Source organism: Streptomyces sp. NPDC007971 (assembly GCF_042958635.1).
Taxonomy (GTDB): Bacteria; Actinomycetota; Actinomycetes; order Streptomycetales; family Streptomycetaceae; genus Streptomyces.
In genome coordinates, this window is record NZ_JBIBJK010000010.1 from 92040 (window position 1) to 116907 (window position 24868).

Annotated in this window: 21 protein-coding genes, 1 tRNA gene and 3 pseudogenes; 15 read left to right on the plus strand and 10 right to left on the minus strand. The window is 69.3% G+C overall.

The genetic code is table 11. From position 1 onward, the window contains the following. Positions 1–82 precede the first annotated feature (82 nt). A complete protein-coding gene (locus ACFZCP_RS22095; RefSeq protein ID WP_391429128.1) occupies positions 83–2365 on the plus strand; it encodes a heterodisulfide reductase-related iron-sulfur binding cluster in 2283 nt (760 codons plus the stop codon). A 91-nt stretch (positions 2366–2456) separates the two neighbouring features. On the opposite strand, the gene ACFZCP_RS22100 is transcribed toward ACFZCP_RS22095, so the two are convergent. Continuing rightward, positions 2457–2783, minus strand: a complete 327-nt coding sequence (locus ACFZCP_RS22100; protein WP_391429130.1) for an antibiotic biosynthesis monooxygenase — start codon at positions 2781–2783, stop codon at positions 2457–2459. Positions 2784–2894: 111 nt separating this feature from the next. On the opposite strand from ACFZCP_RS22100, the pseudogene ACFZCP_RS22105 reads away from it, so the two are divergent. The 6 genes and pseudogenes from ACFZCP_RS22105 to ACFZCP_RS22130 form a co-directional block, all read left to right on the plus strand. Then, a pseudogene (locus ACFZCP_RS22105) lies at positions 2895–3725 on the plus strand (recombinase family protein); the annotation flags it as partial. Positions 3726–3797: 72 nt separating this feature from the next. Then, positions 3798–4469, plus strand: a complete 672-nt coding sequence (locus ACFZCP_RS22110) for a recombinase zinc beta ribbon domain-containing protein (protein WP_391429554.1) — start codon at positions 3798–3800, stop codon at positions 4467–4469. Between the two features lie 200 nt (positions 4470–4669). After that, the gene (locus ACFZCP_RS22115; RefSeq protein ID WP_391429132.1) at positions 4670–4948 is read left to right on the plus strand and encodes a helix-turn-helix domain-containing protein; all 279 of its coding nucleotides are present in this window, start codon (positions 4670–4672) and stop codon (positions 4946–4948) included. Between the two features lie 155 nt (positions 4949–5103). After that, positions 5104–6585 (plus strand): FG-GAP-like repeat-containing protein, encoded by a 1482-nt coding sequence (locus ACFZCP_RS22120; protein ID WP_391429134.1) that lies wholly within the window; start codon positions 5104–5106, stop codon positions 6583–6585. Positions 6586–6784: 199 nt separating this feature from the next. Then, a complete protein-coding gene (locus ACFZCP_RS22125) occupies positions 6785–8233 on the plus strand; it encodes an FG-GAP-like repeat-containing protein (RefSeq protein ID WP_391429136.1) in 1449 nt (482 codons plus the stop codon). Between the two features lie 209 nt (positions 8234–8442). Next, the gene (locus tag ACFZCP_RS22130; protein WP_391429138.1) at positions 8443–9930 is read left to right on the plus strand and encodes a protein kinase; all 1488 of its coding nucleotides are present in this window, start codon (positions 8443–8445) and stop codon (positions 9928–9930) included. Positions 9931–10029: 99 nt separating this feature from the next. Here the strand turns inward: ACFZCP_RS22130 and ACFZCP_RS22135 are convergent, their stop codons facing one another. Next, positions 10030–11100 (minus strand): YIP1 family protein, encoded by a 1071-nt coding sequence (locus ACFZCP_RS22135; RefSeq protein ID WP_391429140.1) that lies wholly within the window; start codon positions 11098–11100, stop codon positions 10030–10032. A gap of 211 nt (positions 11101–11311) precedes the next feature. Between ACFZCP_RS22135 and ACFZCP_RS22140 the strand changes: the two are divergent. After that, a pseudogene (locus ACFZCP_RS22140) lies at positions 11312–11689 on the plus strand (FCD domain-containing protein); the annotation flags it as partial. 130 nt (positions 11690–11819) lie between these two features. Further along, the gene (locus tag ACFZCP_RS22145; protein ID WP_391429142.1) at positions 11820–11966 is read left to right on the plus strand and encodes a hypothetical protein; all 147 of its coding nucleotides are present in this window, start codon (positions 11820–11822) and stop codon (positions 11964–11966) included. A gap of 107 nt (positions 11967–12073) precedes the next feature. Here the strand turns inward: ACFZCP_RS22145 and ACFZCP_RS22150 are convergent, their stop codons facing one another. Both ACFZCP_RS22150 and dcd read right to left on the minus strand, forming a co-directional pair. Next, a complete protein-coding gene (locus ACFZCP_RS22150; RefSeq protein ID WP_391429144.1) occupies positions 12074–12574 on the minus strand; it encodes a phosphoribosyltransferase family protein in 501 nt (166 codons plus the stop codon). 13 nt (positions 12575–12587) lie between these two features. Then, a complete protein-coding gene (dcd, locus tag ACFZCP_RS22155; RefSeq protein WP_362698472.1) occupies positions 12588–13163 on the minus strand; it encodes a dCTP deaminase in 576 nt (191 codons plus the stop codon). A 548-nt stretch (positions 13164–13711) separates the two neighbouring features. Between dcd and ACFZCP_RS22160 the strand changes: the two genes are divergently transcribed. Continuing rightward, positions 13712–13785 (plus strand) — tRNA-Gly (locus tag ACFZCP_RS22160). Positions 13786–13834: 49 nt separating this feature from the next. Here the strand turns inward: ACFZCP_RS22160 and ACFZCP_RS22165 are convergent. The 5 genes and pseudogenes from ACFZCP_RS22165 to ACFZCP_RS22185 all read right to left on the minus strand — a co-directional run bounded on the left by ACFZCP_RS22165 (position 13835) and on the right by ACFZCP_RS22185 (position 17170). Next, on the minus strand, positions 13835–15004 hold the full coding sequence (locus ACFZCP_RS22165) for a tyrosine-type recombinase/integrase (RefSeq protein WP_391429146.1): 1170 nt from the start codon (positions 15002–15004) through the stop codon (positions 13835–13837). Beyond that, a complete protein-coding gene (locus tag ACFZCP_RS22170) occupies positions 15004–15216 on the minus strand; it encodes an excisionase family DNA-binding protein (protein WP_391429148.1) in 213 nt (70 codons plus the stop codon). Before ACFZCP_RS22170 ends, ACFZCP_RS22165 begins: the two co-directional genes overlap by 1 nt. Beyond that, positions 15213–15428 (minus strand): annotated as a pseudogene (locus ACFZCP_RS22175) (replication initiator); the annotation flags it as partial. The pseudogene ACFZCP_RS22175 and the gene ACFZCP_RS22170, both read right to left, overlap by 4 nt. 9 nt (positions 15429–15437) lie before the next feature. Further along, positions 15438–16814, minus strand: coding sequence for an FtsK/SpoIIIE domain-containing protein (locus ACFZCP_RS22180; RefSeq protein ID WP_391429150.1), 1377 nt, complete (start codon positions 16812–16814; stop codon positions 15438–15440). Then, the gene (locus tag ACFZCP_RS22185) at positions 16814–17170 is read right to left on the minus strand and encodes a hypothetical protein (protein WP_391429152.1); all 357 of its coding nucleotides are present in this window, start codon (positions 17168–17170) and stop codon (positions 16814–16816) included. The genes ACFZCP_RS22180 and ACFZCP_RS22185 overlap by 1 nt, the downstream gene beginning before the upstream one ends. Positions 17171–17350: 180 nt before the next feature. Between ACFZCP_RS22185 and ACFZCP_RS22190 the strand changes: the two genes are divergently transcribed. Continuing rightward, positions 17351–17719, plus strand: coding sequence for a hypothetical protein (locus tag ACFZCP_RS22190; protein ID WP_391429154.1), 369 nt, complete (start codon positions 17351–17353; stop codon positions 17717–17719). Between the two features lie 22 nt (positions 17720–17741). Here the strand turns inward: ACFZCP_RS22190 and ACFZCP_RS22195 are convergent, their stop codons facing one another. Continuing rightward, positions 17742–18530 (minus strand): UTRA domain-containing protein, encoded by a 789-nt coding sequence (locus ACFZCP_RS22195; protein WP_391429156.1) that lies wholly within the window; start codon positions 18528–18530, stop codon positions 17742–17744. Between the two features lie 110 nt (positions 18531–18640). Here ACFZCP_RS22195 and ACFZCP_RS22200 point away from each other — a divergent pair, with 110 nt between their 5' ends. From ACFZCP_RS22200 to ACFZCP_RS22215, 4 genes are all read left to right on the plus strand, one after another. Further along, entirely contained in the window at positions 18641–19048 is a 408-nt protein-coding gene (locus ACFZCP_RS22200; protein WP_391429557.1) for an NUDIX domain-containing protein, read from the plus strand. A gap of 46 nt (positions 19049–19094) precedes the next feature. Next, the gene (locus ACFZCP_RS22205) at positions 19095–19523 is read left to right on the plus strand and encodes an ATP-binding protein (RefSeq protein WP_391429159.1); all 429 of its coding nucleotides are present in this window, start codon (positions 19095–19097) and stop codon (positions 19521–19523) included. Next, positions 19523–19900 carry a hypothetical protein gene (locus ACFZCP_RS22210; protein WP_391429559.1) on the plus strand — a complete coding sequence of 126 codons (378 nt, stop codon included), beginning with the start codon at positions 19523–19525 and terminating at the stop codon, positions 19898–19900. The genes ACFZCP_RS22205 and ACFZCP_RS22210 overlap by 1 nt, the downstream gene beginning before the upstream one ends. A gap of 551 nt (positions 19901–20451) precedes the next feature. Next, on the plus strand, positions 20452–24868 hold a 4417-nt coding region (locus tag ACFZCP_RS22215), incomplete at its 3' end, for a tetratricopeptide repeat protein (protein ID WP_391429161.1).

Below are 24868 nucleotides of genomic sequence, written 5' to 3' on the forward strand. Positions count from 1 at the left end.
GAGGAGGGATGCGGGTAGTCTCGAACGGACTGCATAAGTTACCGCTTAGTAATGTCCCCTCGCAGGCCCGAGGAGCCCCGAAATGCAACTCGCCGCGATCATCGTGTCGCTGGTTCTGATCGTGGTCGGCGTGGCCCTCTTCGCCCGCGCCCTCCTGCAGATCTACACCTTCATGCGGCTCGGCCAGAACGTGCCCGCAGGCACCCGAACCGACGAGCCGGTCCAGCGCACCCTCACCGTGGCCAGGGAGTTCCTCGGCCACACCCGGATGAACCGCTGGGGCATCGTCGGTGTCGCGCACTGGTTCGTGGCGGTGGGCTTCTTCTCGCTGCTGCTGACGATCGTCAACGCCATCGGCCAGCTGTTCCAGGCCGACTGGATCCTGCCGATCATCGGCGACTGGACGCCGTACAACATCTTCGTCGAGTTCATCGGCACGATGACCGTGCTCGGCATCGCGGTCCTGATCGTGATCCGCCAGTTGAGCAAGCCGAACAGGCCGGGCCGCAAGTCCCGCTTCGCCGGCTCCAACTTCGGCCAGGCGTACTTCGTCGAGGCCGTCATCCTCATCGTCGGCGTCTGCATCTTCATGCTGCACGCGCTGGAGGGCGCCCAGCACCACGTGGACGGCTACGAGGCCTCGTTCTTCATCTCGTACCCGGTGGTCCACTGGCTGGAGGGCATGGACGTCTCCACGCTCCAGAACCTCACGTACTTCTTCGCGGGCGTGAAGATCGCGACCTCCTTCATCTGGATGATCACGGTCGCCCTGAAGACCGACATGGGTGTCGCCTGGCACCGCTTCCTCGCCTTCCCCAACATCTGGTTCAAGCGGAACGCGGACGGTGGGACCTCCCTGGGCGCCCTGCTCCCGATGACCTCCGGCGGCAAGCCGATCAACTTCGAGGACCCGGGCGAGGACGACGTCTTCGGCGTCTCCCAGGTCGAGCAGTTCTCTTGGAAGGGTCTGCTCGACTTCTCCACCTGCACCGAGTGCGGCCGCTGCCAGTCGCAGTGCCCCGCCTGGAACACGGGCAAGCCTCTCTCCCCGAAGCTGCTGATCATGTCGCTGCGCGACAACGCCCACGCCAAGGCGCCCTACCTGCTCGCGGGTGGCGGCAAGACCGTGGAGGGCGAGGAGAAGGCGTCCGAGGAGCAGCTGAAGGACGTTCCCGCGGCCGCTCTCGCCGAGGCCGAGCGCCCGCTGATCGGCACCGCCGAGGAGAACGGCGTCATCGACCCGGACGTCCTGTGGTCCTGCACCACCTGCGGCGCCTGCGTCGAGCAGTGCCCGGTGGACATCGAGCACATCGACCACATCGTCGACATGCGCCGCTACCAGGTGATGATCGAGTCCGCGTTCCCGTCCGAGGCGGGCACGATGCTCAAGAACCTGGAGAAGAAGGGCAACCCCTGGGGCCTGGCGAAGAAGCAGCGCCTGGAGTGGCTCAAGGAGGTCGACTTCGAGATCCCGGTCGTCGGCAAGGACATCGAGGACCTCACCGAGATCGAGTACCTGTACTGGGTCGGCTGCGCCGGCGCCCTGGAGGACCGCGCGAAGAAGACCACCAAGGCCTTCGCCGAACTGCTGCACATCGCGGGCGTCAAGTTCGCGATCATGGGCGGGGACGAGAAGTGCACCGGTGACTCCGCCCGCCGCCTCGGCAACGAGCCCCTGTTCCAGGAGCTCGGCATGGAGAACGTGATGGCCCTGAACACGGCGTTCGGCGAGGAGCTGGACGACGAGGGCAAGGTCACGGCCGAGTCGAAGAAGCCGAAGTCGGCGAAGAAGATCGTCGCCACCTGCCCGCACTGCCTCAACACCCTCGGCAACGAGTACCCGCAGCTCGGCGGCGACTACGAGGTCATCCACCACACCCAGCTGCTCCAGCACCTGGTGGACGAGGGCAAGCTGGTCCCGGTCACCCCGGTCGAGGGCATCATCACCTACCACGACCCGTGCTACCTGGGCCGCCACAACAAGATCTACACGCCCCCGCGCGAGATCATCGGCAAGGTCCCCGGTCTGCGCAACGAGGAGATGCACCGCCACAAGGAGCGCGGCTTCTGCTGCGGCGCCGGCGGCGCCCGCATGTGGATGGAGGAGCGGATCGGCAAGCGCATCAACAACGAGCGCGTCGACGAGGCCCTCTCCCTCAACCCGGACATCGTCTCCACGGCCTGCCCGTTCTGCCTCGTCATGCTCACGGACTCCGTGAACGGCAAGAAGAACGACGGCAAGGCGAAGGAGTCCATCCAGGTCGTGGACGTGGCCCAGCTGCTCCTGGACTCCGTCAGGACGCCGGTCGACCCGGCGGGCGAGGCGGAGACCGAGAGCGAGCCGGAGCCGGAGCCGGTGAAGTGACCGGTTCGCCGACCGGTTGAAGCCACCGGTCGGCGAAAAGCCCGACGGCGCCCCCTGACCCGCACAGGCAGGGGGCGCCGTCGTCTTTGCGCTAGGCCCCCTTCGGACCCGCCTGCTGCACCACCTCGAAGGACCACAGCGTGGAACCGGAGGCCGCCGGGCGCGGCCGTTCGCCCTCCGCGCCGCCCTGGTGCGCCGCCTTCATCGGCCCCTCCATCCACGCCTGGAACGACTCCTCGTCCCGCCAGCGCGTGTAGACGAGGTAGGTGTCGGTGCCCTCGACGGGCCGCAGCAGCTCGAACCACTCGAAGCCGTCGGAGTTCTCCACGGCGTGGGCCCGCGAGGCGAACCGCTTCTCCAGCGTCTCCCGCTGCTCGGCGGGCACGGTCAGCACATTGATCTTGACTACGCTAGGCACATGACACCTCTCGTCAAACGGGGCCCCGACTGGACCCCTCACCTGGACCATGTGCGCGCAGTGTCCTACATCCGGCAGTGAAAGAAGCGTGAGGACGACTCCGCGTCGTCCCCCGAAGCGCAGCGAACCAAGTGCGAGGCACTGATCACGGCCAAAGGCTGGGACAACGCGGGTCACTTCGCCGACGTCGGTAAATCCGGCTGGGACCCCAAGGTCGTCCGGCCGGAGTTCGAGGAGATGATGTCCGCCGTTCGCGCCGGGCACGTAGACGCAGTGGTCGTGTTCTCGCTGTCCCGCCTCACTCGACAGGGCGCCCTTGAGGCCATGCTGATCAATGAGGAGTTGGCCAAACACGGCGTGCTGCTCGTCAGCGTCGAAGAGCCCTACCTGGACACTTCCACCCCCATGGGCGTCGCGATCTTCGGCCTTATCGCTGCGCTGGCCCAGCAGGAGAGCGACCTCAAGTCCGCGTACATCACGGCGACGAAAGAGACTCTGCGCGCTGCCGGCTCCCACGTGTCCGGCATGGCCCCGTATGGCTTCCAGTCGACGCGTGAGCCGCGTGGAGAACTGGTGGTGGTCAAGCTGATCTCCGATCCCGCTGAGGCCCCGTACGTGCGCGACATGGTGTCCTGGGCCCTGGGCGGCATGACCGCATCGGCCATCGCTCGCAAGCTGAACACTGAGGGAGTGCCGACCAAAGCAGCGGACATGTCAGCGCGTGTGACCGCCCGCCGGGCCCGAGGCACAAGCCAGCCGTTGGAGCGTACGACGTGGGTGTCGTCCACTGTGCTCCGCATCCTCCGTGACCCGCGCCTTGCTGGCTACGCCGCCGAACGCCAGGGGACCAAACGCGTCATCCTGCGCGACGACTCAGGGGCCCCGCTGGCTGCGCATGAGCCGATCATTCCGCCGGATGACTGGTGGCGCCTTCAAGACGTACTCGACGGCCGTGCGCCCCAGGCGGCTCGCCAGGGTGGGCGCTCCGTGCCGTCGCTGCTGGGTGGCGCCGGGATGCTCTTCTGCGGCGTCTGCCGGTCGTCCATGGTGACCGACCGGAGGAACGGCAAGCAGCTCTATCGCTGCAACCGGGCCCAGTCCGGCGCCGTACCGGGACACGGGGGTCTGGCCATCAACATGGACGATGCCGATGACGTGGTGGCCCGTACCGTGTGGTCCCGCCTGACAGCCCTGGACCCCGAAGACCCGGAAGACCTCGAATGGCTCGCCGAGGCCGCACGCCGGTTTGCAGCGCAAGCGGACACGGGCGAGCGACAGGCCGAACTAGCAGCTGCACGCGCCGAGTTGGAACACGTACGGGAAGCGCTCCGCACCCTGTATGTCGACAGGCAGGCAGCAGGCTTGTACGTGGGTGGCGTAGGTGACCAGGTGTTCCGTGAGTCCGTGGAGCGGTTGACAGCGCACGAGGCGCGAACGGCCGGACGCGTGGAAGAACTGGGGACCGCCGAGGCTGGCACGGTGGCGATCCCCTCGGAGTGGACGGACCCGGAGGGTGACCCGCTGGGGCCGGAGTCGACGTGGGCCGGTTGGACCCTTTCCGAACGACGGGAGTTCCTTGCGCTGTTCGTTGACCGTGTGAACGTGGCACGCAGTGTGGGTAGGGGCCGGAACGCGAACACGGCGGAACGGGTGGCCGTGCACTGGGCGCAGACGCCAGCCAAGTAGGCGCTTGAGCTCCCCTATGAGCCCCGCTCGGGAATCCCTGGTCTGGGGATCGGGCGAGGCCTTCTCGTGCCCGCAGACAGCCGTACAGCGCACTGGGAAGCCTTTGCGCTCCTGGCTAGAGGTGCGTGGCGCGTCGGCGTAGGTGACGGCAGTGACGATCAGGGCATGGCGACGAAGAACACCGGAACCTTGAGCGAGACATGATCGTTGAGCGGACGCGCGCCGGGCCGGACGCTGCCAAGGCTCAGGGCCGGACCGGCGGCCGGCCCACCGTCATGGATGCTGACAAGCTCGCTGCGGCCAAGGCGCGTAAGGCCAAGGGGGAGAGCGTCACAACCATTGCCAAGGCGCTCCATGCCTCCCGCGCGACGCTGTACTGGGCGCTTGCCGACACGGAGTCCCACGCCCCGGCCCGGGCGCCCTGCCGCGGCGGCCCCGCTGACGTGGCCGGGCCCCGCCCCACCCTTGGCGAAAAATAACCGAACTCACGTACAACCCTTACGCGGCGGCGCCGGTCTCCTGTTCGCCGACCGTTTGGTTAACCGTTGGACAACTCACGGCGAACACGGACGGTCCGCACCCCATCGACTGCGGATGCCCGCCAGGCATCCCCCGCATGCCGCAGGAGAACAGCATGCACACGCACCGCCGACTCGCCCTCGCAACGGCCACCGCGGCCGCGCTGACGGGCGGTCTGCTCACGTTCACCGCCTCGCCCGCCACGGCCGCCGACTCCTTCAAGGTCGCCAAGGCCGACTTCAACGGCGACGGCATCGGCGACGTCGCCACCAGCGCGGCCACCGCCTACGTCAGCGGCCACAAGGGCGCCGGCCAGGTCGTCGTCCTCTACGGCACCACCACCGGCGTCACCTCCGCCAAGCGCTCCACCCTGAGCCAGAACACCTCCGGCGTCCCGGGCACGGCCGAGGCCGGCGACGCCTTCGGCGCCGAGCTGGCGTACGCCGACTTCAACAACGACGGCTACGACGACCTCGTCGTCGGCAGCCCGGACGAGAAGGTCGGCACCGACACCAACGGCGGCGGCGTCGCCATCCTGTGGGGCTCCAAGAGCGGCCTCACCGGCCAGGCCTCCGACGTGCCCGACCCGGCCCCCTCCTCCCACGACTTCTGGGGCAAGGACCTGGCCGCCGGCGACTTCGACGGCGACGGCAAGGCCGACCTGGCCGTCGGCAGCTCCTCCGCCACCCTCTACCTCTACAAGGGCGGCTTCAGCACCACCGGCGCCTACGGCAGCCGCACCACCGTCAAGCCGCCCATCCAGCCGGGCACCAACGACTACCCGTTCGGCCCGATGAGCCTGACCGCCGGTGACATCAACGGCGACGGCCGCACCGACCTCGTCGTGGACGGCTACGAGACCACGACGAAGTACGGCTGGAACACCAACTACTGGCTGCCCGGCACCGCGAGCGGTCTGAGCGGCTCCTCCGCCAAGGCCCTCAAGCCCGGCATCGTCACCGCCATCGGCGACATCAACGGCGACGGCTTCGGCGACATCGTCAGCGGCGCCGGCTGGGACGCCACCACCGAGGACGGCACCCCCGTCCCGGACGCCTCCAACGGCGGCCGCGTGAACGTCACCTACGGCTCCGCCTCCGGCCCGGCCTCCACCACCGGCATCACCCAGAACACCGGCAGCGTGCCCGGCACCTCCGAGAAGGGCGACGCCTTCGGCTGGGACCTCGACCTCGGCGACATCAACGGCGACGGCTACCAGGACCTCGTCGTCAGCAGCCCGGACGAGGACATCGACGGCGTCAGCAACACCGGCATGGTCACCGTCCTGTACGGCTCGGCCTCCGGCGTGAACACCTCCACCGGCGTCCAGTCCTTCGAGCAGAACACCCCGGGCGTCCCCGGCACCAGCGAGAAGAGCGACCTGTTCGGCGCCGACGTCAAGCTGGACGACGTCACCGGCGACGGCAAGGCCGACCTGGTCGTGGGGTCGTACGAGAACAGCGCCAACGGCGCGGTCACCTACCTGCCGTCCGACGGCACGAAGATCACCGCGAGCGGTTCGCGTTCCTTCGGCCCGAGCAACGTGGGCGTCTCGACGACCGGCACCCCGCAGTTCGGCGCCCTGTTCGCCGACTGATCCGCCGCACCCCCGTCGCACCGTACGGCCGGACCCGCACCCCCGCGGGCCCGGCCGTACGGCCGCCGCCTCGTGAACCCGGCAGCGCCCCCACGACACCTGCCACCTCCCGCCCGACCGCCCCGTGCCCCCCGCTCTCCCGCCCGGCCGCCCCGTGCCCCCTGCCCGGCCCTCCCATGACCTCCCGGAGGAACCCCCGATGTCCCGTCCGCGCAAGGCCGCTCCCGCCGCCCTCGCGGCCGCCCTCCTCGCCGCCGGCCTGACCCCGCTGGTCCTGGCCGCACCGGCTGCCTCGGCCGCCCCCGCGCGCTTCTACGACGACTTCAACGGCGACGGCTACCGCGACCTCGTCACCGCCGCGCCCTCGGCCACCGTCGGCGGAAAGGCCCGGGCGGGTGCCGTGGTCGTGAACTACGGCTCCGGATCCGGGATCAGCGGGTCCCGGCACACGGTGATCACCCAGAACACCGCGGGCGTCCCGGGCACGGCGGAGCAGGGCGACGAGTTCGGCTCGGCCCTCGCCTCCGGCGACCTCGACCGCGACGGCTACGCCGACCTCGTCGTCGGCGTCCCGGACGAGAACGGCGAATCCGGCACCGCGGTCGTCGTCCGAGGCGGCAAGAACGGCCTCTCGGGCGCCTGGACCGTCCCCGACCCGGCGCCCTCGGCCCACGACGACTACGGCCAGTCCCTGGCGGTCGGCGACTTCACCGGCGACGGCCGCGCCGACCTCGCCGTCGGCAGCACCGGCAAGGACGTGTGGATCTTCCGGGGCGGCTTCACGAAGGCCTCCGGGGCCGCGTCCCGGTTCGTCCTCGACACCGATCTGGAGACGGGTGCCATTTACGGCGCCGAGGCCCTGTCCGCCGCCGACGTCAACGGCGACGGCACCGACGACCTGGTGATCACCGGCACGTACCACCCGGACGACTTCACGTACGACGACGGCCAGCTCGTCTACACGGGCTCGGCGGGCCCCTCGCCGCTCACCCTGCAGACGGTGCTGCGCTCCGGCGGCTACGAGACGGCCGCCGTGGGCGACCTCAACGGCGACGGCTACGACGACGTGATCGCGGCCGTTCCCCCCGGCACCGGCTCCGCGAACCTCGGCGGCGCGGTCCGCGCCTACCTGGGCAGCGCGAGCGGCGTCCGCTCCACCCCGCAGACCACGATCACCCAGGACAGCCCCGGTGTGCCCGGCTCCGACGAGAAGAGCGACTGGTTCGGCCACTCCCTCTCCGTCGGCGACGTCAACGGCGACGGCCACGCGGACGTGGCGGTCGGCGCGATCTACGAGGCGATCGGACCCGACTGGCAGACCGGTTCCGTCACCGTGCTGCGCGGCTCGGCCGCGGGCCTGACCGGCACCGGCGCCCAGTCCTTCTCCCAGGACACGGCCGGTGTCCCGGGCAGCTCCGAGGACAACGACTTCTTCGGCTCGGCGGTCCGTCTGTCCGACCTGAACGGCGACCACAAGGCCGACCTGTCCGTCGGCGCCTTCGGTGAGAACGACTCCGACGGCGCGGTGTGGAGCCTGCGTGGCTCCGCCTCCGGCATCCGTACGACGGGCGCGGTCTCCTTCGGACCGGCGACCACCGGTGTGCCGACCACGGGCTACCCGGGCCTGGGCCGTCTGATGAGCCAGTGACACCGCGGCCGGTCCCACCGTCGCAAGAGGCGCCGTGGGAGCGCCCTGTGCCTGGCGGCCGCGGGCGCATGAGGCTCTGATCACGTCGCCCCACGGGAACGGTGCCCGGCGTCTAGGGTCTCCTTCCGTGTGTCGAAGGCGATCTGCGAACCGCGGACTGCCGGCGTCGACACGTACGAGGACGTGGACGGCCCGTTGGGGGAAACGCGGTGGAGTACAGGACGCTGGGGCAGCGGTACGAGCTGGTGGAGCAGCTCGGCCACGGTGGGATGGGCACGGTGTACCGGGCCGTCGACCACCGCCTGCGCCGTACCGTCGCGGTCAAGACGCTCTCCGCCGAGCTGGTGCGGCAGCCGCAGTTCCTCGCCCGTTTCCAGCGCGAGGCACACGCGGCCGCCGCGCTCAACCACTCCGGCGTGGCGACCGTGTACGACGTGGGCGAGGACGCGGTGGACGGCTCCGCCGTGCCCTACCTGGTCATGGAGTACGTCGAGGGCCGGACCCTCGCCCAGGCACTGGGGGACGGACCGCTGCCGGCCGAGCAGGCGGTGGACGCGGCGGGGCAGGTGCTCGACGCCCTGCAGCACAGCCACGGCCACGGCATAGTGCACCGGGACATCAAGCCGGCGAACGTCATGCTCACCCGGGCCGGGACGGCCAAGGTCCTCGACTTCGGCATCGCGAAGGCGCTCAGCGAGACGGCGACCCGGCTGACCGGGACGGGCGTGGCGGTCGGCACGCCCGCCTATCTGGCACCGGAGCAGATCGAAGGCCGCGACACGGACCACCGGACGGACCTGTACGCGGTGGGCTGCCTGCTGTACGAGTTGCTGACCGGCCGCCCTCCGTACACCGGGGAGTCGCCGTTCTCGGTGATGCACCAGCACTTGGTGCAGGAGCCTGTGCCGCCGTCGCGGCTGCGCCCGGGGCTGCCGCCGGCCGTGGACGCGGTCGTGCTGCGGGCGCTGCACAAGCGCCGGGAGGGCCGGTTCGCCGACGCGGCGGAGATGAAGGCGGAACTGGACCGGGCCGCGCGGATACCCACGGCGCCCACGATGCCGGCCCCGACCGCCATGGATCCCCGTGCCCGGGCGGACCGGCCGCCCGTGCCGGTTCAGGCCGCGCGGCCCGACCGGCCCGCGACGGGACGGGACCGGATCCGGTCCCTGGGCCGGGTGGCGTTCCAGCCCACGCCGGAGGGGATGGTCGCGCTTCTCGGCAGCACCCTCGCGGTGGTGGTGTCGCGGTCCGAGATGATCACCACCGAGCACTTCCCTCTCGTCGCGCTGCTCAGTGGCCTCGCGGGCTGTGTACTGCTGCTGTGGTCGGCGCGCCTGGCGTGCGCCGTGGCCTGGGCTCCGGTGGCGGAGGCCGTGGCGGTGTGGTCGGCGTTCTCCCGCGCCAACACGGGCTGGGAGACGGAGTACGTCGTCATCGCCCTGCTGCTGGGGCTCGTCGCCGGGTTGTGCCTGACCGCCGGCTACCGGGACGAGCGCTCGGGCGGGATCGCGCTGGTGGCGTTCTGGTTCACGGGGCTGACGTCGGTGTGGTACTTCCTCGACGACCTGCGCAAGATCGGCGTGTTCTACGTCCTGCTGCTCGGCGTCTGCCTCGCCCTCGGCGCCCAGACCCTGAAGACCCGTCTCACCGAGTCCCGCAACCCCGCCGCCCCGGCCCGGGAGCCGGCCATCCGCTGAGCCGGCCGCCCCTGCCCGCCACATGCCGCGACGACGAAGGAAGGCCCCCGGCGCTGTGCCGGGGGCCCTTCCTGTCGTCCTGCCGGTGTTCGGCCGATCTCAGAACGTGCCCAGCTTCACGATCGACAGCAGTGCGACCAGCTGGATCGCCGATGCGCCCAGCGCCTTCGGCCAGGGCAGGTCGTGGGAGCGGGAGACCATCAGCGTCAGCAGCGCGCCCGCGCCGATCCAGGTGGCCCAGCCGAGCAGCTGGACGAAGCCGGCGTCCCCGCCGAAGAACATGGCGAACAGCAGGCGGGGGGCGTCCGTGAGGGACATGATCAGCATGGACAGGCCCACGGTGGGCTGCCAGGCGCCGTCGCCGCCGAGCTGGCGGGCCAGGGTGTGGGTGACCACCCCCAGGACGAAGGCGCTCAGCACCATCGCGACGGCCGTGATCAGGACGATCGGGACCGCGTTGGAGAGCGTCGCGTGGATCGCGTCCGAGCGGGCCGTGTCGAAGCCGAAGACGGCGAGCAGGCCGTAGAGGAAGCTGACGATCAGGGCCGGGGCCCACATCGTGTAGTCCCGCATGCGCAGGAAGGTCGGGCTGGGGGCGAACACGATGCCCCGCAGGAGTTCCTTCCAGTGCAGGGGCGGGCCGGTGGGGCCGGAGGGCGCGGCGGAACCTGCGTGGTAGGTCTCGCCCCGGGTGTAGCCGGCGGCCTCGTCGACGGAGAAGGCCTGGGTGTGGCCCGGGTTGTTCGCCGCGTACGGGTCGTGGCCGCCGCCCGGCCCCTGGCCCGGGTAGCCGCCGTCGCCGAAGTACTCCGGGCCGTCGTCGGCCGGGCCCGGGTAGCCGTAGGACGGCCCGGGCTGCGGGTAGCCGCCCTGCTGTCTCTGCGACCCCTGGTGCGGGTACGGCGGCTGCGGCGCCTGCGGACGGCCGTACGACGGTCCCCGCTGCCCGTTGGAGGGCCCCCCGGGCTGTCCCTGCCCGTACGACGGTCCCGAGGGCCGCCCGTGTCCGTGCGACGATCCCTGCGGCGCCTGCTGTCCTTGGGGGGTGCGGTTGTCACGGCCCCCACGTCCGATCCTGAATCCAGCCACGTCAACGAACGTACCCGGTCCCGCGGAGTGGCGTGCCCGGCCCGGGCGTCCGGGCCGGGCTTTGCGGCCGACCTGTGACATCCCCTAAGGGACCGTCAGGGGGGCCGGTCCGGGACATCCCCCCGTTTCACCGCGGGCGACGCGGCCCGCGGCACGTTTGTTCGGCCCCTGAGCTACCGTCCGGGTCTCCCGGATCTCGAAGTCCATCGCATCCCCTTGCCAGCATCTAAGATCTCCGTTTGCCACTACAGAGATCTCAGATGGCTTCACACTGACAGTGAGCCGCTGCCACATGGCCGAGAAATCCCTGCATGTGACCCGCAAGGGGTTGAGCGATGACCGTCTTCGAACCGATCACTGGCCGCTATGTCGCGGTCAACGGTGCACGCACCCACTTCGACGAGGCCGGCGAAGGCGGCTGCAGCGAGACGGGCTGGTCGATGTGCTCCCCCGCTCGGGATACCGGATCCTGCCTGTGACCTTGAAGGGGGCACGCGATCTGTGCGCCTTCCGCCGGCTTCTGGAGACGGAGGCCGCCGCCCTCGCGGCAGAGCGCGGCTGCCCGCAGGATGATCTCGCCCGGATGGAAGAACTCCTCGGCCAGTCCGACGAGCATCGCGATACGGAGAGCATCGAGGCATTCCTCCGCGCCACTCTGGAGTTCGATGCGATCATCGCCGACAACTGCGGTGACGACAGGCTGGCCCGGTCGGTCATCCAGGTCTTCGACGCTGGAACGAGTTCTGCGGATCACCTTGGCATCGCTTCCGTTCTCGGCATCAGCCGCACATCAACGACGCATGGTCTGGGAAAAGATCCGCGACCGCGATCCGGTCGCGGCCCGAACCGCCATGGACGACCGCACGCGAACCTCTCAGCAGCAGATCATCGACGCGCTCACGGCCAGCCCGTCGATCGCCGAGGCCGACATCACCCTCTCCCGTTGAGACGTCTGCTTCCCGACGGGACGTCTTCGTTGACTGCGGATCCCCCCTTTTCTTCAGGGGGCGGATTCAACGGGCCCTTGCCGTGGTCGTGCCGTGGTCGTGCCGCACTAGGCGTCGAGAACCTGCCCCTCGCGCTTCACCACGGGAGGCAGGACGCTCCAAGGGAAGTTGATCCACTCATCGGTCCGCTTCCACACGTACTCGCACTTCACGAGGGAGTGGGACTTCTCGTAGATCACGGCGGAGCGCACCTCGGCGACGGTGTCGAGGCAGAAGTCGCGCACCAGCTTGAGCGTCTTGCCGGTGTCCGCGACGTCGTCCGTGATCAGCACCTTCTTGTCGGAGAAGTCGATCACGTTGGGGACGGGCGCCAGCATGACGGGCATCTCCAGCGTCGTCCCGACGCCCGTGTAGAACTCCACGTTCACCAGGTGGATGTTCTTGCAGTCCAGGGCGTAGGCGAGCCCGCCGGCGACGAAGACGCCGCCACGGGCGATGCTGAGCACGATGTCGGGCTCGTACCCGTCGTCGGCGATGGTCTGCGCCAGCTCGCGGATGGCGGCACCGAACCGCTCGTAGGTCAGGTTCTCCCGCACCACGTCACTCATGTCGTCGTCGCCCTCACACCTGGGTCCGATGGAAACTCTGGAAGGACCGCGATGCGGTCGGCCCGCGCTGCCCCTGGTACCGGGAGCCGTAGCGCTCGCTGCCGTACGGGAACTCGGCGGGCGAGCTGAGCCGGAACATGCACAGCTGGCCGATCTTCATCCCCGGCCAGAGCTTGATCGGCAGGGTGGCGAGGTTGGACAGCTCCAGGGTCACGTGTCCGCTGAAGCCCGGGTCGATGAACCCGGCAGTGGAGTGCGTGACGAGCCCGAGCCGCCCGAGCGAGCTCTTCCCCTCCAGCCGCGAGGCGAGATCGTCGGGAAGCGAGATGACCTCGTAGGTGCTCGCCAGCACGAACTCGCCGGGGTGCAGGATGAAGGGCTCGTCCCCCTCGGGCTCGACCAGCCTGGTCAGGTCGGCCTGCTCGATCGAGGGGTCGATGTGCGGGTACCGGTGGTTCTCGAACACCCGGAAGTACCGGTCCAGCCGGACGTCGATGCTCGACGGCTGCACCATGGTTTCGTCGTAGGGATCGATCCGTACCCGCCCGGCGTCGATCTCGGCCCGGATGTCCTTGTCTGAGAGAAGCACGTCCCGAGGATACGCAAGGCGCGCGGAGCCGTGACAATCGTGACGACCCGCGCGCCTTTCGATCTTCCTGGTCCGGTCCCGCCGGAGCGGTCGACCGCTCCGTCCGCTACCGCTTCTCCAGGGTGACCGGCACCACACTGCGGAGCCGGGCACACCGGGGACACCTCAGCAGCCGACCGGGGCCGAGCCGCTCGGCCTGCTGCATCGGGAACGAAGCGGTGCTGAAGACATGCCCGTCCGCACAGCGAACGACGGTGCGTTGCATCAAATCCCTCAAGTCCCTTCCCCAAGAGCCGTGTCCGGCTTACTGCCCTGACGACAAAAGCCACATTACGGGATCAAAGAGACAACTCTCCAGGAGGCTCTCCGGCTCCGCACGGACCCTCTCCGGGGCCCCCACGGTACGCCCCAACTCCACTCCCCCGCACGGGGATCCCCCGCCTCCGCCCGACCCGCCACCCATGCTCCCCACACGGGCGGTCGGCGATGAGGTACAGTGAGCGAGCGTTCGGACATCAACTCCTCCAGAGTCGATCTGTCCATATTACGCGGGTGTAGTTTAATGGTAGAACATCAGCTTCCCAAGCTGAGAGCGCGAGTTCGATTCTCGTCACCCGCTCCATGAAGAAGGCCCAGGTCAGCGACCCGGGCCTTTTTGCTGTCCATCGTGATCAGTCGTCGCGTGCCAGATCCGTGCCAGAAGGCCTGTCAGGCGCCTTCTTGGCTGCGACGGCCCGTGCCTTCCGGACGGTGGCGTCGAGGCCGGCGGCGACCTCTTCCTGCCGCTCGTCGTCGGAGTGCTGATAGATCAGCGCCGCCTTCTCGGAGGACTGCCCGGCGCGAACCATCGTGTCCTTGAGCGTGGCACCGGATCGGGTGGAGAGCGTGTGCCCGGTGTGCCGGAGGTCGTAGAACCGGAAGCCCTCGGGCATACCGACGATCTCGCGCGCCTTGCGCCACTTCCGGCCGAAGGTGCTACGGCGGAAGGGCGCCCCCTTCTCCCCCACGAAGAGCAGTCCATCGGGTCCCGGCTCGGCGTACGACCCCAGGTGCCAGCGGAGCTCCCGGCGGAGGAACGCGGGAAGAATCACAGTCCTCGTTCCGGCCTCACTCTTGGTCTCGCCCTGGACGCGTCGCCCGTTCATCCGCTCCGGCTCGGCGAGACGAACGCGGATGCGGAGGGTGTCCGGGTCGACGTCCCGGCGGCGGAGGCCCGCCAGCTCTTCCGGCCGCATCGGGCCGTAGGCGCCGAGGTAGACCATGAGCCGCCACCGCATCCCCACGGCTTCGGCGAGGGCGTCGACCTGAGCGACGGTGGCGATACGGCGCTCGGCGGCCTTCTCCTTACCGGCCCCCTTGATCCGGCACGGGTTGCGCTGGATCAGCTCGTCGTCGACGGCCGTTTCCATGACGCCCTTGAGGAACCGGTACGCCTTGGCAATCATCGTCTTGGCACCCGTGACGCGGAGCTGCTCGGCTCTCCATTCGCGGACGCGCGGGGCGGTGATCTCGTCCAGGTCCGAGTCGGCGAAAGCAGTCAGGTGCTTGTCGAGGAGGTAGCGGTAGAGGTCCTGAGTGAGCGGGGCCAACTCGCGTTCTTCCACCCACTTGTCGGCGTAGGCACGGAAGCTCACCGCTCCGGCCTCGAGGTCTCGCCACTCTCCCCGGCGGATCTCGGTCTGTTTCTCCGCGAGCCAGTCGTCGGCGTCTGCCGTCGTCTCGAAGGTGAACGGTGCCGGACGCATGACGCCGTCCGGGCCCGGATAACGCGCCTGGTACCGACCGGAGGGGAGCCGTCTGATGGCTCCGAAGCGACGCCGCCTGCCCTTGCCGTTGGCCATCAGGCAGCCCTCCCATAGCGCGGACGAGGCCGCCTCAGCGGCTCCACCGTGCGGGACTTGATGAACTCCTCGACCGCAGTTTCGGGGATACGGACGTGCCGGCCGACCTTCACGTACTGGATACGCCGCTCCTCGATGAGCCGCCGGGGAAAGCGGGCGGTCGTGCCGAGCAGCTCGGCCACCTGGTCGACTGACAGGTAGCGGTCGTTCATGCGGTGGGCTCTCCTTCCGTTCCGGGGGCAGGTTCAAGGGATGCGGCGAGCCAGGCTTCGGCGTCGGACAAGCCGGTTCCGGCGAAGACCCAGTGCGCAAGGACGTAAGTCGTGCCTGGCGTCGGGGCGTTCGCCGTTGCTGCCTGCGCTCGACGCCATTCGGCACGGGCGTCTCGGAGGGTGCCGAGGGTGGTCGAGTAGCGGCGGCTCCGAGGTATGGGTCAGTCAGTGGCGGGCCGCGGCTGGACAGTCGGGCCCGTGGATTCGATGGGCCTTGCGGGAACGTCCGGCCGGAAGGGCGTGAGCGAGGGCAGGTCGGGCACCAGGTGAGCCCACTCCCGGCAGATGTCGGCGGCTTCACCGAGGGAGAGGTACGGGGTGCGGATGCGGGACCAGCCGCCTGAGGTGTCCCCCGCAACGGCGAGGCCGGGACGTTCGGGGGCGATGGCGCAGGCAGCCAGGACGGCTTCCGGTGCGATGTCGCCAAGGGCCATCTTGGCGGAGGCTTCATCGTTGACCCGGTGGCAGACACGGCCGGTGAGCTGGGCGCGGAGCATGGTGGCGCCCTTGCCGAGTTCGGCGCCGAAGCGCTGCCCGCAGACTTCCAGATAGATGCCGGCCGCGCGGCCGAGCTGGGCAAGTCGGATGAGCTGGGTGACCATCTCGTCCCGGCGCTCCTCGTCCTTCTTCGTGGCGACGAGGAACAGCTCGGCGACTTCGTCCACGAACAGCACGATGGGCACGGGCCGTTCGCTTCTGGGCAGGCCCCAGATGTCGGAGGTGATCTCCTCCTCAGGTGTGTCCGGTGCGATGCCCTGCCGGGCCTTGATCAGGTCGTATCGGTCCTCCATTTCCTTCACGAGCACTGGCAGCAGATCTGCGGCTTCGGCCGGGTCGGTGGCGAGCGCGGACAGGCGCGGGGCGAAGGGCGCCAGCTCCACACCCCGTTTGCAGTCGATGCCGACCAGGGCGACGCACTGAGGGGCGAGCCCGGAGATGAGGTGGCGCAGGTACATGGACTTGCCCGACAGCGTTGCGCCGAGGGTGAGCTGGTGGGGAACGGTCCGGTAGTCGCGTACGAAGGGCATGGCGTCCTCCCGCAGCGCAACCGGGACCTTGAGGAACCCTGCTTCGGTCTTGCGTGGCATGCGCACCTTGCGCAGGACGTCGAAGCCGACCAGGCGCAGTTCCACGACACCCGGCTTGACGGTGGTGACATAGACGGCGTGTACGCCCCAGGCGTGCCGAAGGCGCTCGGCCGAGGCGGCGAGGTCGGCGGGTTCCTGTCCGGGCGCGAGGCGGAGCCGGAGCCGTAAGCCGGTCGTGGTGGGCCGGATGATGCCCCGGCGGGGTGGTACCGGCCGCACTTCACGTCGGGTGGTGGCCTTCATGGCAAGGACGCGCAGCCGCGAGGGCGCCACAGTCAGGCCGCACGCCTCCATGACCGAGGCGTACGAGCTGAGCAGCCGGGCGGTGGACGCCGGGCCGCCGACCGTGCACCAGAAGAGGACGGGGTGCTTGGCCCGGGCATAGGCGGCCCCAGCGCCGAGCGCGGCGACAGGACCACCCACTCCCAGGAGCGTTGTCAGGTCGGACATCAGGCAGCGTTCCCCATGGCGTTCGGGAAGGCGGCCGGGGTGACGGCGGCGGCGCGGTAGGCGATTCCGTGACGCTGCTGCCCGTTGAAGACGCTCTCCCACGGCCGGGCGATGAGCCCCGGCAGCGAGACCGGCGAGCCGAGCACCAGCCCCTCGGAGACACCGCCCTCGGGGATGGTGACCTTGATGAGCGAGGACTCTCCTTCCTCGATGTAGACGACGCCGATAGTCATCAGCGCCTCGCCGCTGGTGGCGTCCTTGGCGATCTCGCCGGTCTGCCGGTCGCGGACCTTCGGCTCCGGTGCCTCGGTGAGGAGGATCGTGGCGGCGGCGGTCTCAACACGGATGGTGCGCAAGGCACACACTCCTATCCACTCGTCTATACAAGATGCAATCTGCGAACCCGATCTCCCGGGGTCGCGCGATCACCTTGCCACACAACTTGCCCACTCGTCTATACGAGTATGCCTGTTGGGATGTACGAGTTCGGAGAAGTGCCCTGAGCCCCTGTCAGACCCACCCGCCAGAATCCACCCATGCTGATTGCGACCAACGGCCGAGGCCACGTGGTGAAGCGGCCCTCGAAGCCAGCCATAGGAACCATGCTCGCCAACCTGCGACGCGGGAACGAGTACTTGATCCTTGAGCGGCAGGACGAGGCCATCGAGGGCGACTGGTACATCCAGGTCTGGTTCCGCGAGAACAACACCTACCAGTTGGAACACCGCGACGGCGTCCCCACGGAGCACTACCAGACACAGACGGTGTCCCAGGAGAAGGTCCTGCAAGCACTCCTCGCCTGGGTGGCCGACAAGCCCGACTGGCGGGAGAGCTTCATGTGGAACAACATCGGCCGCATGTTCACGCCTCGCACCCCCGACGACGAGGGCGAACCGACCGCCTAGAGCCGTGCCGCCGCTCATCCGGTCACGTCGCCGGAAGCTGGTACGACAAGACGTACGCGTCCGCCGCCATGACCGTGTCGCAGACCTCGACCGCTCGCCCCTCGGTGTCGAAGGCGGTACGGATCAGGTGGATGACGGGCACGCCGGCCGCCAGGTGCAGCGTCTTGACCTCGGCGGGCGAGGGCATCCGGGCACGGATCTCTTCTTCGAAGTGGTCGAGCTGATGACCCAGCTCTTCGAGGCGGGCGTAAATGCCGCCGGGGCCGGGGTTCGGCTCGGCAATCGGGGTCCCGCGGGCGATGTCGAGTGGGAGGTAGGAGGCGGCGAACTCCACCGGCTTCCCGTCGAGCAGGTACCGGCGCCGACGGGCGAGGACTCTCCGCACGGACCCGAGCCGGGTGGAGATGTCCTGGCTCGGCTTCTCCTCCTTGACCTCCAGGCTGTCGACCTTGGGGTGACCGCCGGCCGCGTCGGCCTCCACGATGAAGGCGGACTTGCCCTGCTCCCGGTGCCGCCGGGCGAACCGGTCGGAGGCGAGGCGTCGCACGGGCGGACGGGGCCGGACGAAGACGCCCTTGCCGTGCTCGGCGTGCACCAGGCCCTCGCCCGTGAGGACGGAGAAGGAGTTGCGGACGGTCATCCGGGACACCCCGTAGTGATCCACAAGCTCGGCTTCCGAGGGCAGCTTTTCACCCTCGCGGAATCGCCCACGGTCGATGGCCTCACGCAGCTGGTCGGCGATCTGCCGGAAGACCGCACGATCGCTCGTGGGATCGAGATCACCGAGAAGGCCCGAAGGGAGAGGGCTCACGTTGAGTACTCCTTTAGGTATCTAGACGAGTGGGCGAGTGGTGTTGCTACGGTGGAGAGCCTAGCCAGCCGAGAGGGCCGAGGAACGTGAGCACAGAACGCCCGCACTCCGTGAGCGTGGCCGGAGTCGTCGTCGACGACCATGGCCGGGCCCTCCTGATCCAGCGCCGGGACAACGGTCACTGGGAGCCGCCGGGCGGCGTCCTCGAACGCGAGGAAACCATCCCCGAGGCCCTCCAGCGCGAAGTCCTCGAAGAGACCGGCATCAAAATCGCCCTTCCGGCGACCCTGACCGGCGTCTACAAGAACATGACGGGCCTGATCGTCTCGCTGGTGTTCCGCTGCGAGGCCGCAGACGGCACGCCCACCACTGGCGACGAGACCCGCGCACTGCGCTGGGCCACCCGCGAAGAGGTATCCGAACTTGCCGACGAGGCGTACGCGATCCGCGTCCTGGACGCACTCGACGCGGCGTCTCCGCCGGCCATCCGCGCCCACGACGGCGTGAAACTCGTCTAGCCCGAACCCGCTGCACATGGCGGCCTACCAGCATGAAGGAACTTGTATGCACGAGTATACGAGTACGGCGAAGGTCTGGGGGCTCAGTTGCCCAGGATTCCCGGAAGAGGTGAGCCGGGCCCGCCGATGGACCCGCGACATCCTGCGAGACTCCCCCTTAGCGGAAGACGCCGAACTGATCGTGAGCGAGCTGAGCGCGAACGCGATCCTCCACACGGCCAGCGGCTACGAGTCCGGCAGCTTCCACCTGGCCGTCGCCGTCTCGGCACAGGTGGTCGCAGTGTCGGTGACGGACGACGGGGGCGCGGCTAGCGCTCCGAAGGTCGAGCACCAGGACCAGGACGCCGAGCACGGCCGAGGCCTGGGAATGGTCAGCGCGATCGCCCATCGAGTGGTCGTCCACGACAGCGACCAGGGCCACACGGTCACCGCGGAGTTGTTCGCGGGTACTCACGGAGGAGGCCACCCGTGCTGATGGGCAACACCCGACGCGGCTTCTGGTGCGAGTGCTGGACGGAAGACCTCACTGAGCAGCGGGGGCCGGCGCTACTGGCATCCTTCGACGCCTACTCAGCTCCACAGGCTGATCGCTGGGTCGCGGTTGCGCTGCGCACGATCTCGCCAGCGCTGGATGCGGACGCTTCGGACGAGGCGTGGGAGTGGCTGTACGACGACCGGACCGAGACCAGACGAGCCCTGCTGCGTTCCGAGTCCTGCACGGTGTCCGTCACCCATGCTGACACCCGCATCACCTGGACGATCCGACCGGTGACCTACCTGCCGCTCGCCCATCGCGAGGGCATCGAACTCCCAGCCTGCGCTTACGACTTCAAGCCCCGGCCCACAGAGTGAGTTACAACTTTCTCTACTAGTTCAAGGCGGCTCGCTCCGCTCACCGCGCGCGGCCCGGCCCCCGGCCGGACCTACGCTCCTGTCTCCGCCCCGCTCCAGCCCGGCCGGCGCCCGTGCCGCGCGCACAGCAACCAGCCGCCTGATGCCAGAGAAGGGGTACACCGTGGCTGGGGCGGTCGGCTCCGCGGCTTTACGGAGCCACTTTGGCGCGAGCCTCGCAGATCATGGCCCCAACGTCGTGCTTTACCGGGCAGGTCCACAGACTGCCCGACACGCCGCAAGCTTACGGGGCCATGATCACTCGCGCCATAGCAGCGCCACCCCAAAGCCGCTGCACCGACCTTGCGTAAGACCGCCCAGCAGCCCGTCGCGTCCGGTTCGCGCAGTGTTTTGCGGGGTTGTGGATCGTATCGCGGGCCGCCGATGGGTAGGGGGCAATGAGGCCATTCCAGGCGTAGGGGGCCCTGGGGTGCTCTAGCGTGTGGTCGGCGTGAATACCAGTTGCCGGGGCGCTCACCTGGTGCAGGGGCGCCCGGTTCGGGGGGTGCGGTGTGGCTGAGGTTGATCGGTTCGACGCGTTCGTGTCGTATGCGCATGAGGATGAGCCGTGGGCGAAGACCCTGGCGGAGAATCTGCATCGGCTGGGTCTTGATGTGTGGCTGGATCAGTGGGAGCTGGTCGGGGGCGAGCGGGTGGCGTCGCGGTTGCAGGACGGGCTGGCGACAGCTGGTGCTGTGGTGACTGTCGTCAGCCGGCACTGGGTGGAGTCCGGGTGGTGCGGTGAGGAGTTCGATGCCGCCGTGGCCGCCGCAGTGAAGCGAGGACAGCGCCTGATCCCGGTCCTGTTGGGCGAGGTGGAGCTGCCGCCTTTCATCGCAGCGCGGCTGTACATCGACTTCCGTTACGTGGCTTCCCCGGCCCAGTACGTGGAGCGGGTGAGGCAGGTGGAGCGGGCGGTGCGGGGGCTGTCGTCGGCGCAGCGCCCGGAGCGGGGCGGGGCGCTGGTGGTGCCCGATGCGGTGGCCTACCGGCCGGACGGGCCCACGCATGCGGAGTTACGGGTCGGCACGGGGGCGGTGGCGTTCTCCACCGTGGGCGGTGAGATGTCCTGTGTGCCGCGCGGGGTGGATCGCGGTCTTGAGCAGCAGTTATGGATGCTGCAGCGAGCCCGTACTCGGGCCACCAGCGGCCTGGCCACGCGGCGATCGCCGTCCCTGGTGGAGACAGCCGCTCCCGGAGGGGTGGCAGGGGCGCTGGTTGCCGTGGGTGGGGCGCTGGGTGAGCGGTTCGTGTGCGGTGAGGTGGCGGCGGCTCTGGCCCGGGAGGAGCAGCTGGCCCAGGCGCGTCATGCGTCGTTGCGGATCGGGCTGGCAGTGGATGACCCGGGGTGGGTAGATCTGCCGTGGGAGACCCTGACTGTTCCGGGTGCGGTACGGCCGTTGGTGCTGTCGGAGCAGGTGGAGCTGTACCGCACGGTGCGGCGCCAGAGTCCGCCGGTCGCGGTGCAGGTGCCGGGTCCGTTGCGGATTCTGGCGGTGGTGGCCAGCCCGGAATCCGGCGGGGGTGAACTTCTTGACTACGAGCGGGAGCTGGGCCGGATCCTGGACGCCGTAGACCCGGCACGGTCCGAGCACGGCGCCTACGTGCGGGTGCTGAATTGGGGCAGCCTCGCCGAGATCCGCAGGATTCTGGAGCGGGAACGCTTCCACATCCTGCACCTGTCCTGCCATGCCAAGCCGGGCATCCTGCTGCTGGAAGGCGAGCAGGGCCAGGTCGACGAGGTCGATGCGCAGCGGTTCATGGCAGAGGGCCTGCCCACCGATCGAGGGGTTCCGTTGGTGGTGCTGGCCGGCTGTTCCACCGCCCGCACCCCCGTGACACAGGATGCGGAGGAACCGGAAGAGCTGCCCTCAGGTGACGAGGGGGGCTCCGACTCCGACGCTGAAGGGCCCGGTGCTGATGTTGTGAGTGAGGTGGGGCGGGTCCGGGCCGGGCTGGCGCGCGCCTTGCTGGAGCGCGGGGTGCCGGCGGTGCTGGCGATGACCGATTCCGTCACGGACCACTACGCCACCGAACTGGCTGCAGAGATGTACGAGGCGCTGGCGCGGGCCGAGCACCCCAACCCGCTGACCGCTCTCTCCCAGGCCCGCCGCACCCTGGAGACCCGGCGCCGGCAGCTGCCGGAGAACGATCCGCGCGCCGCGTGGCCGGAGTGGGCGACCCCGGCGCTGTTCCTGGCGGGCCCCCCGCTGCCCTTATTCGACCGCGCCCCCGGCGCCGACCGGGTGCCAGTCGTGCCAGAGACAGTGCTGGACGAGGGCATGGTGGTGCGCAAGGCCGGTGAGTTCGTGGGCCGGCGCGCCGAGCTACGCCGGCTGCTGTCAGCCCTGCGGGATCCCCAGCAGGCGGGGGTGCTGGTGCATGGCATCGGTGGGGTCGGCAAATCCACGCTGGCCGCCGAACTCCTGCACCACTACGGCGCCCAGGACCGGCTGATCGTGCCGGTTGCGGCCAGCACGACCCGTACCGTCGACGCCGTCCTGGAAACCCTGCGACAGCGCCTGAACACTCACTGCGTGACCGAGGATCTGGCGGAGACCGACGCTTTGCGGCGCGCCGCACTGGCCCTGATGGACGCCCGTTCGCCATGGCGGGACCGGTGGGAGCTGGTCCGCCAGACCGTGCTGCCGCGGCTTCCGGTGCTGATGGTCGTGGACAATGCCGAAGATCTGCTTGTTCGGTCAGGCGATGGTTGGGAGCTGTCCGACCCGGCGTTGGCGGCTTTCCTGGCGACGTGGGCGGCGGCGAGCTCGCAGACGAAGCTGCTGGTCACCAGCCGCTACCCCTTCAGCCTCCCTCAGCGCGCCCACAAACGGCTCACCACCCATCACCTGGGACCGCTGTCGCTGGCCGAGACCCGCAAACTCATCTGGCGCCTGCCCGGCCTCGACACCCTCACCCCCGCCGACCAGCACCGCGCGTACACCGACGTCGGAGGCCACCCGCGCGCCCTGGAGTACCTCGACGCCCTGCTGCGCGGCGGCCAAGCGCGTTTCCCCGACATCGCCAACCGCATGGAAGCCGTTCTGGAGAACCGCGGCATTCCCGATCCCGAACGCTGGCTGGCAGACGTTAAGGGTGACCTGGACACGGCACTGGCCGAGACCGTCACCCTCGCGGTCGACGACATCCTTCTCGACACCCTCCTCGACCAGCTCGAAGACGTGCCCGGCGCACGGCGGCTGCTGGACGGGATGGCCATCTACCGCACCCCGGTCGACTCCACCGGGGCCGCCTGGCAGCTGTCCCAGCTGACCACACCCCCCGAACCCGACCCCGCCCTCCTGCAAAGTCTGGAGACGATCGGCGCGCGCATTGCCGAGGCCCACGCGGCCGGAGCAGGACCGGACAACAACTTCGGCCTGACACCCGAGACGATCACCGAATACACAGCAATTGTGAAGGAGCTCCGGCGCCCTCCGGTCGACCTGAACGGCCAGGGCAGGAACGCGTTGAAGCGGCTGTGCAAACTCGGGCTGGTCTCCCCAGCCCCCGCACCCCAGGACGAACCGGGCAGCCCGCCCACCGGCGTGACGGTGCACCACTGGACCGCCGACGCACTCCGCAGGCGCGCCCACTCCGACGCACTCAAAGCCGCTCACCAGCGGGCCGCCGCCTACTGGCAGTGGCGCGTCAGCATGTGGCCCCAACCTCTCACCGACGACATCACCCAGCTCATCGAGGTACGCCATCACCACCACCAGGGAGGCGACCTCGACCAAGCCGACACTGTCACCCAGGGGGTGTGCTCCCAGCTGCACACCTGGGGAGCCTGGGACTGGGAACAACGCCTGGTAGAGGAATCCCTCACCTGGGTCCCGGCCGGCTCCCGCACTGCTGCCGCTTATATCCACCAGCTGGGCATCATCGCGCAGGTGCGGGGGGACTACCAGCAGGCCGAGGAGCACTACCGCGCCTCCCTCACCATCGACGAGGAGTTGGGCAACCGCTCCGGCATCGCCGGCAGCTACCACCAGCTCGGCAGGCTCGCGCAGGAGCGGGGGGACTACCAGCAGGCCGAGGAACACTACCGCGCCTCCCTCACCATCGCCGAGGAGCTGAGCGACCGCTCCGGCATCGCCACCAGCTCCCACCAGCTCGGCATCATCGCGCAGCTGCGGGGGGACTACCAGCAGGCCGAGGAACGCTACCGTGCCTCCCTCACCATCAAGGAGGAGTTGGGCGACCGCTCCGGCATCGCCACCAGCTCCCACCAGCTCGGCATCATCGCGCAGCTGCGGGGGGACTACCAGCAGGCCGAGGAACGCTACCGTGCCTCCCTCACCGTCATGGAGGAGTTGGGCGACCGCTCCGGCATCGCCACCAGCTACCACCAGCTCGGCAGGCTCGCGCAGCTGCGGGGGGACTACCAGCAGGCCGAGCAACGCTACCGTGCCTCCCTCACCATCAAGGAGGAGCTCGGCGACCGCTCCGGCATCGCCACCAGCTCCCACCAGCTCGGCACCATCGCGCAGGAGCGGGGGGACTACCAGCAGGCCGAGGAGCACTACCGCGCCTCCCTCACCATCAGCGAGGAGCTCGGCGACCGCTCCGGCATCGCCAGCAGCTCCCACCAGCTCGGCACCATCGCGCAGGAGCGGGGGGACTACCAGCAGGCCGAGGAACACTACCGCGCCTCCCTCACCATCAGCGAGGAGTTGGGCAACCGCTCCGGCATCGCCACCAGCTCCCACCAGCTCGGCATCATCGCGCAGCTGCGGGGGGACTACCAGCAGGCCGAGGAACGCTACCGTGCCTCCCTCACCATCGAGGAGGAGTTGGGTAACCGCTCCGGCATCGCCAGCAGCTACCACCAGCTCGGCATCATCGCGCAGCTGCGGGGGGACTACCAGCAGGCCGAGGAACGCTACCGTGCCTCCCTCACCATCGAGGAGGAGTTGGGTAACC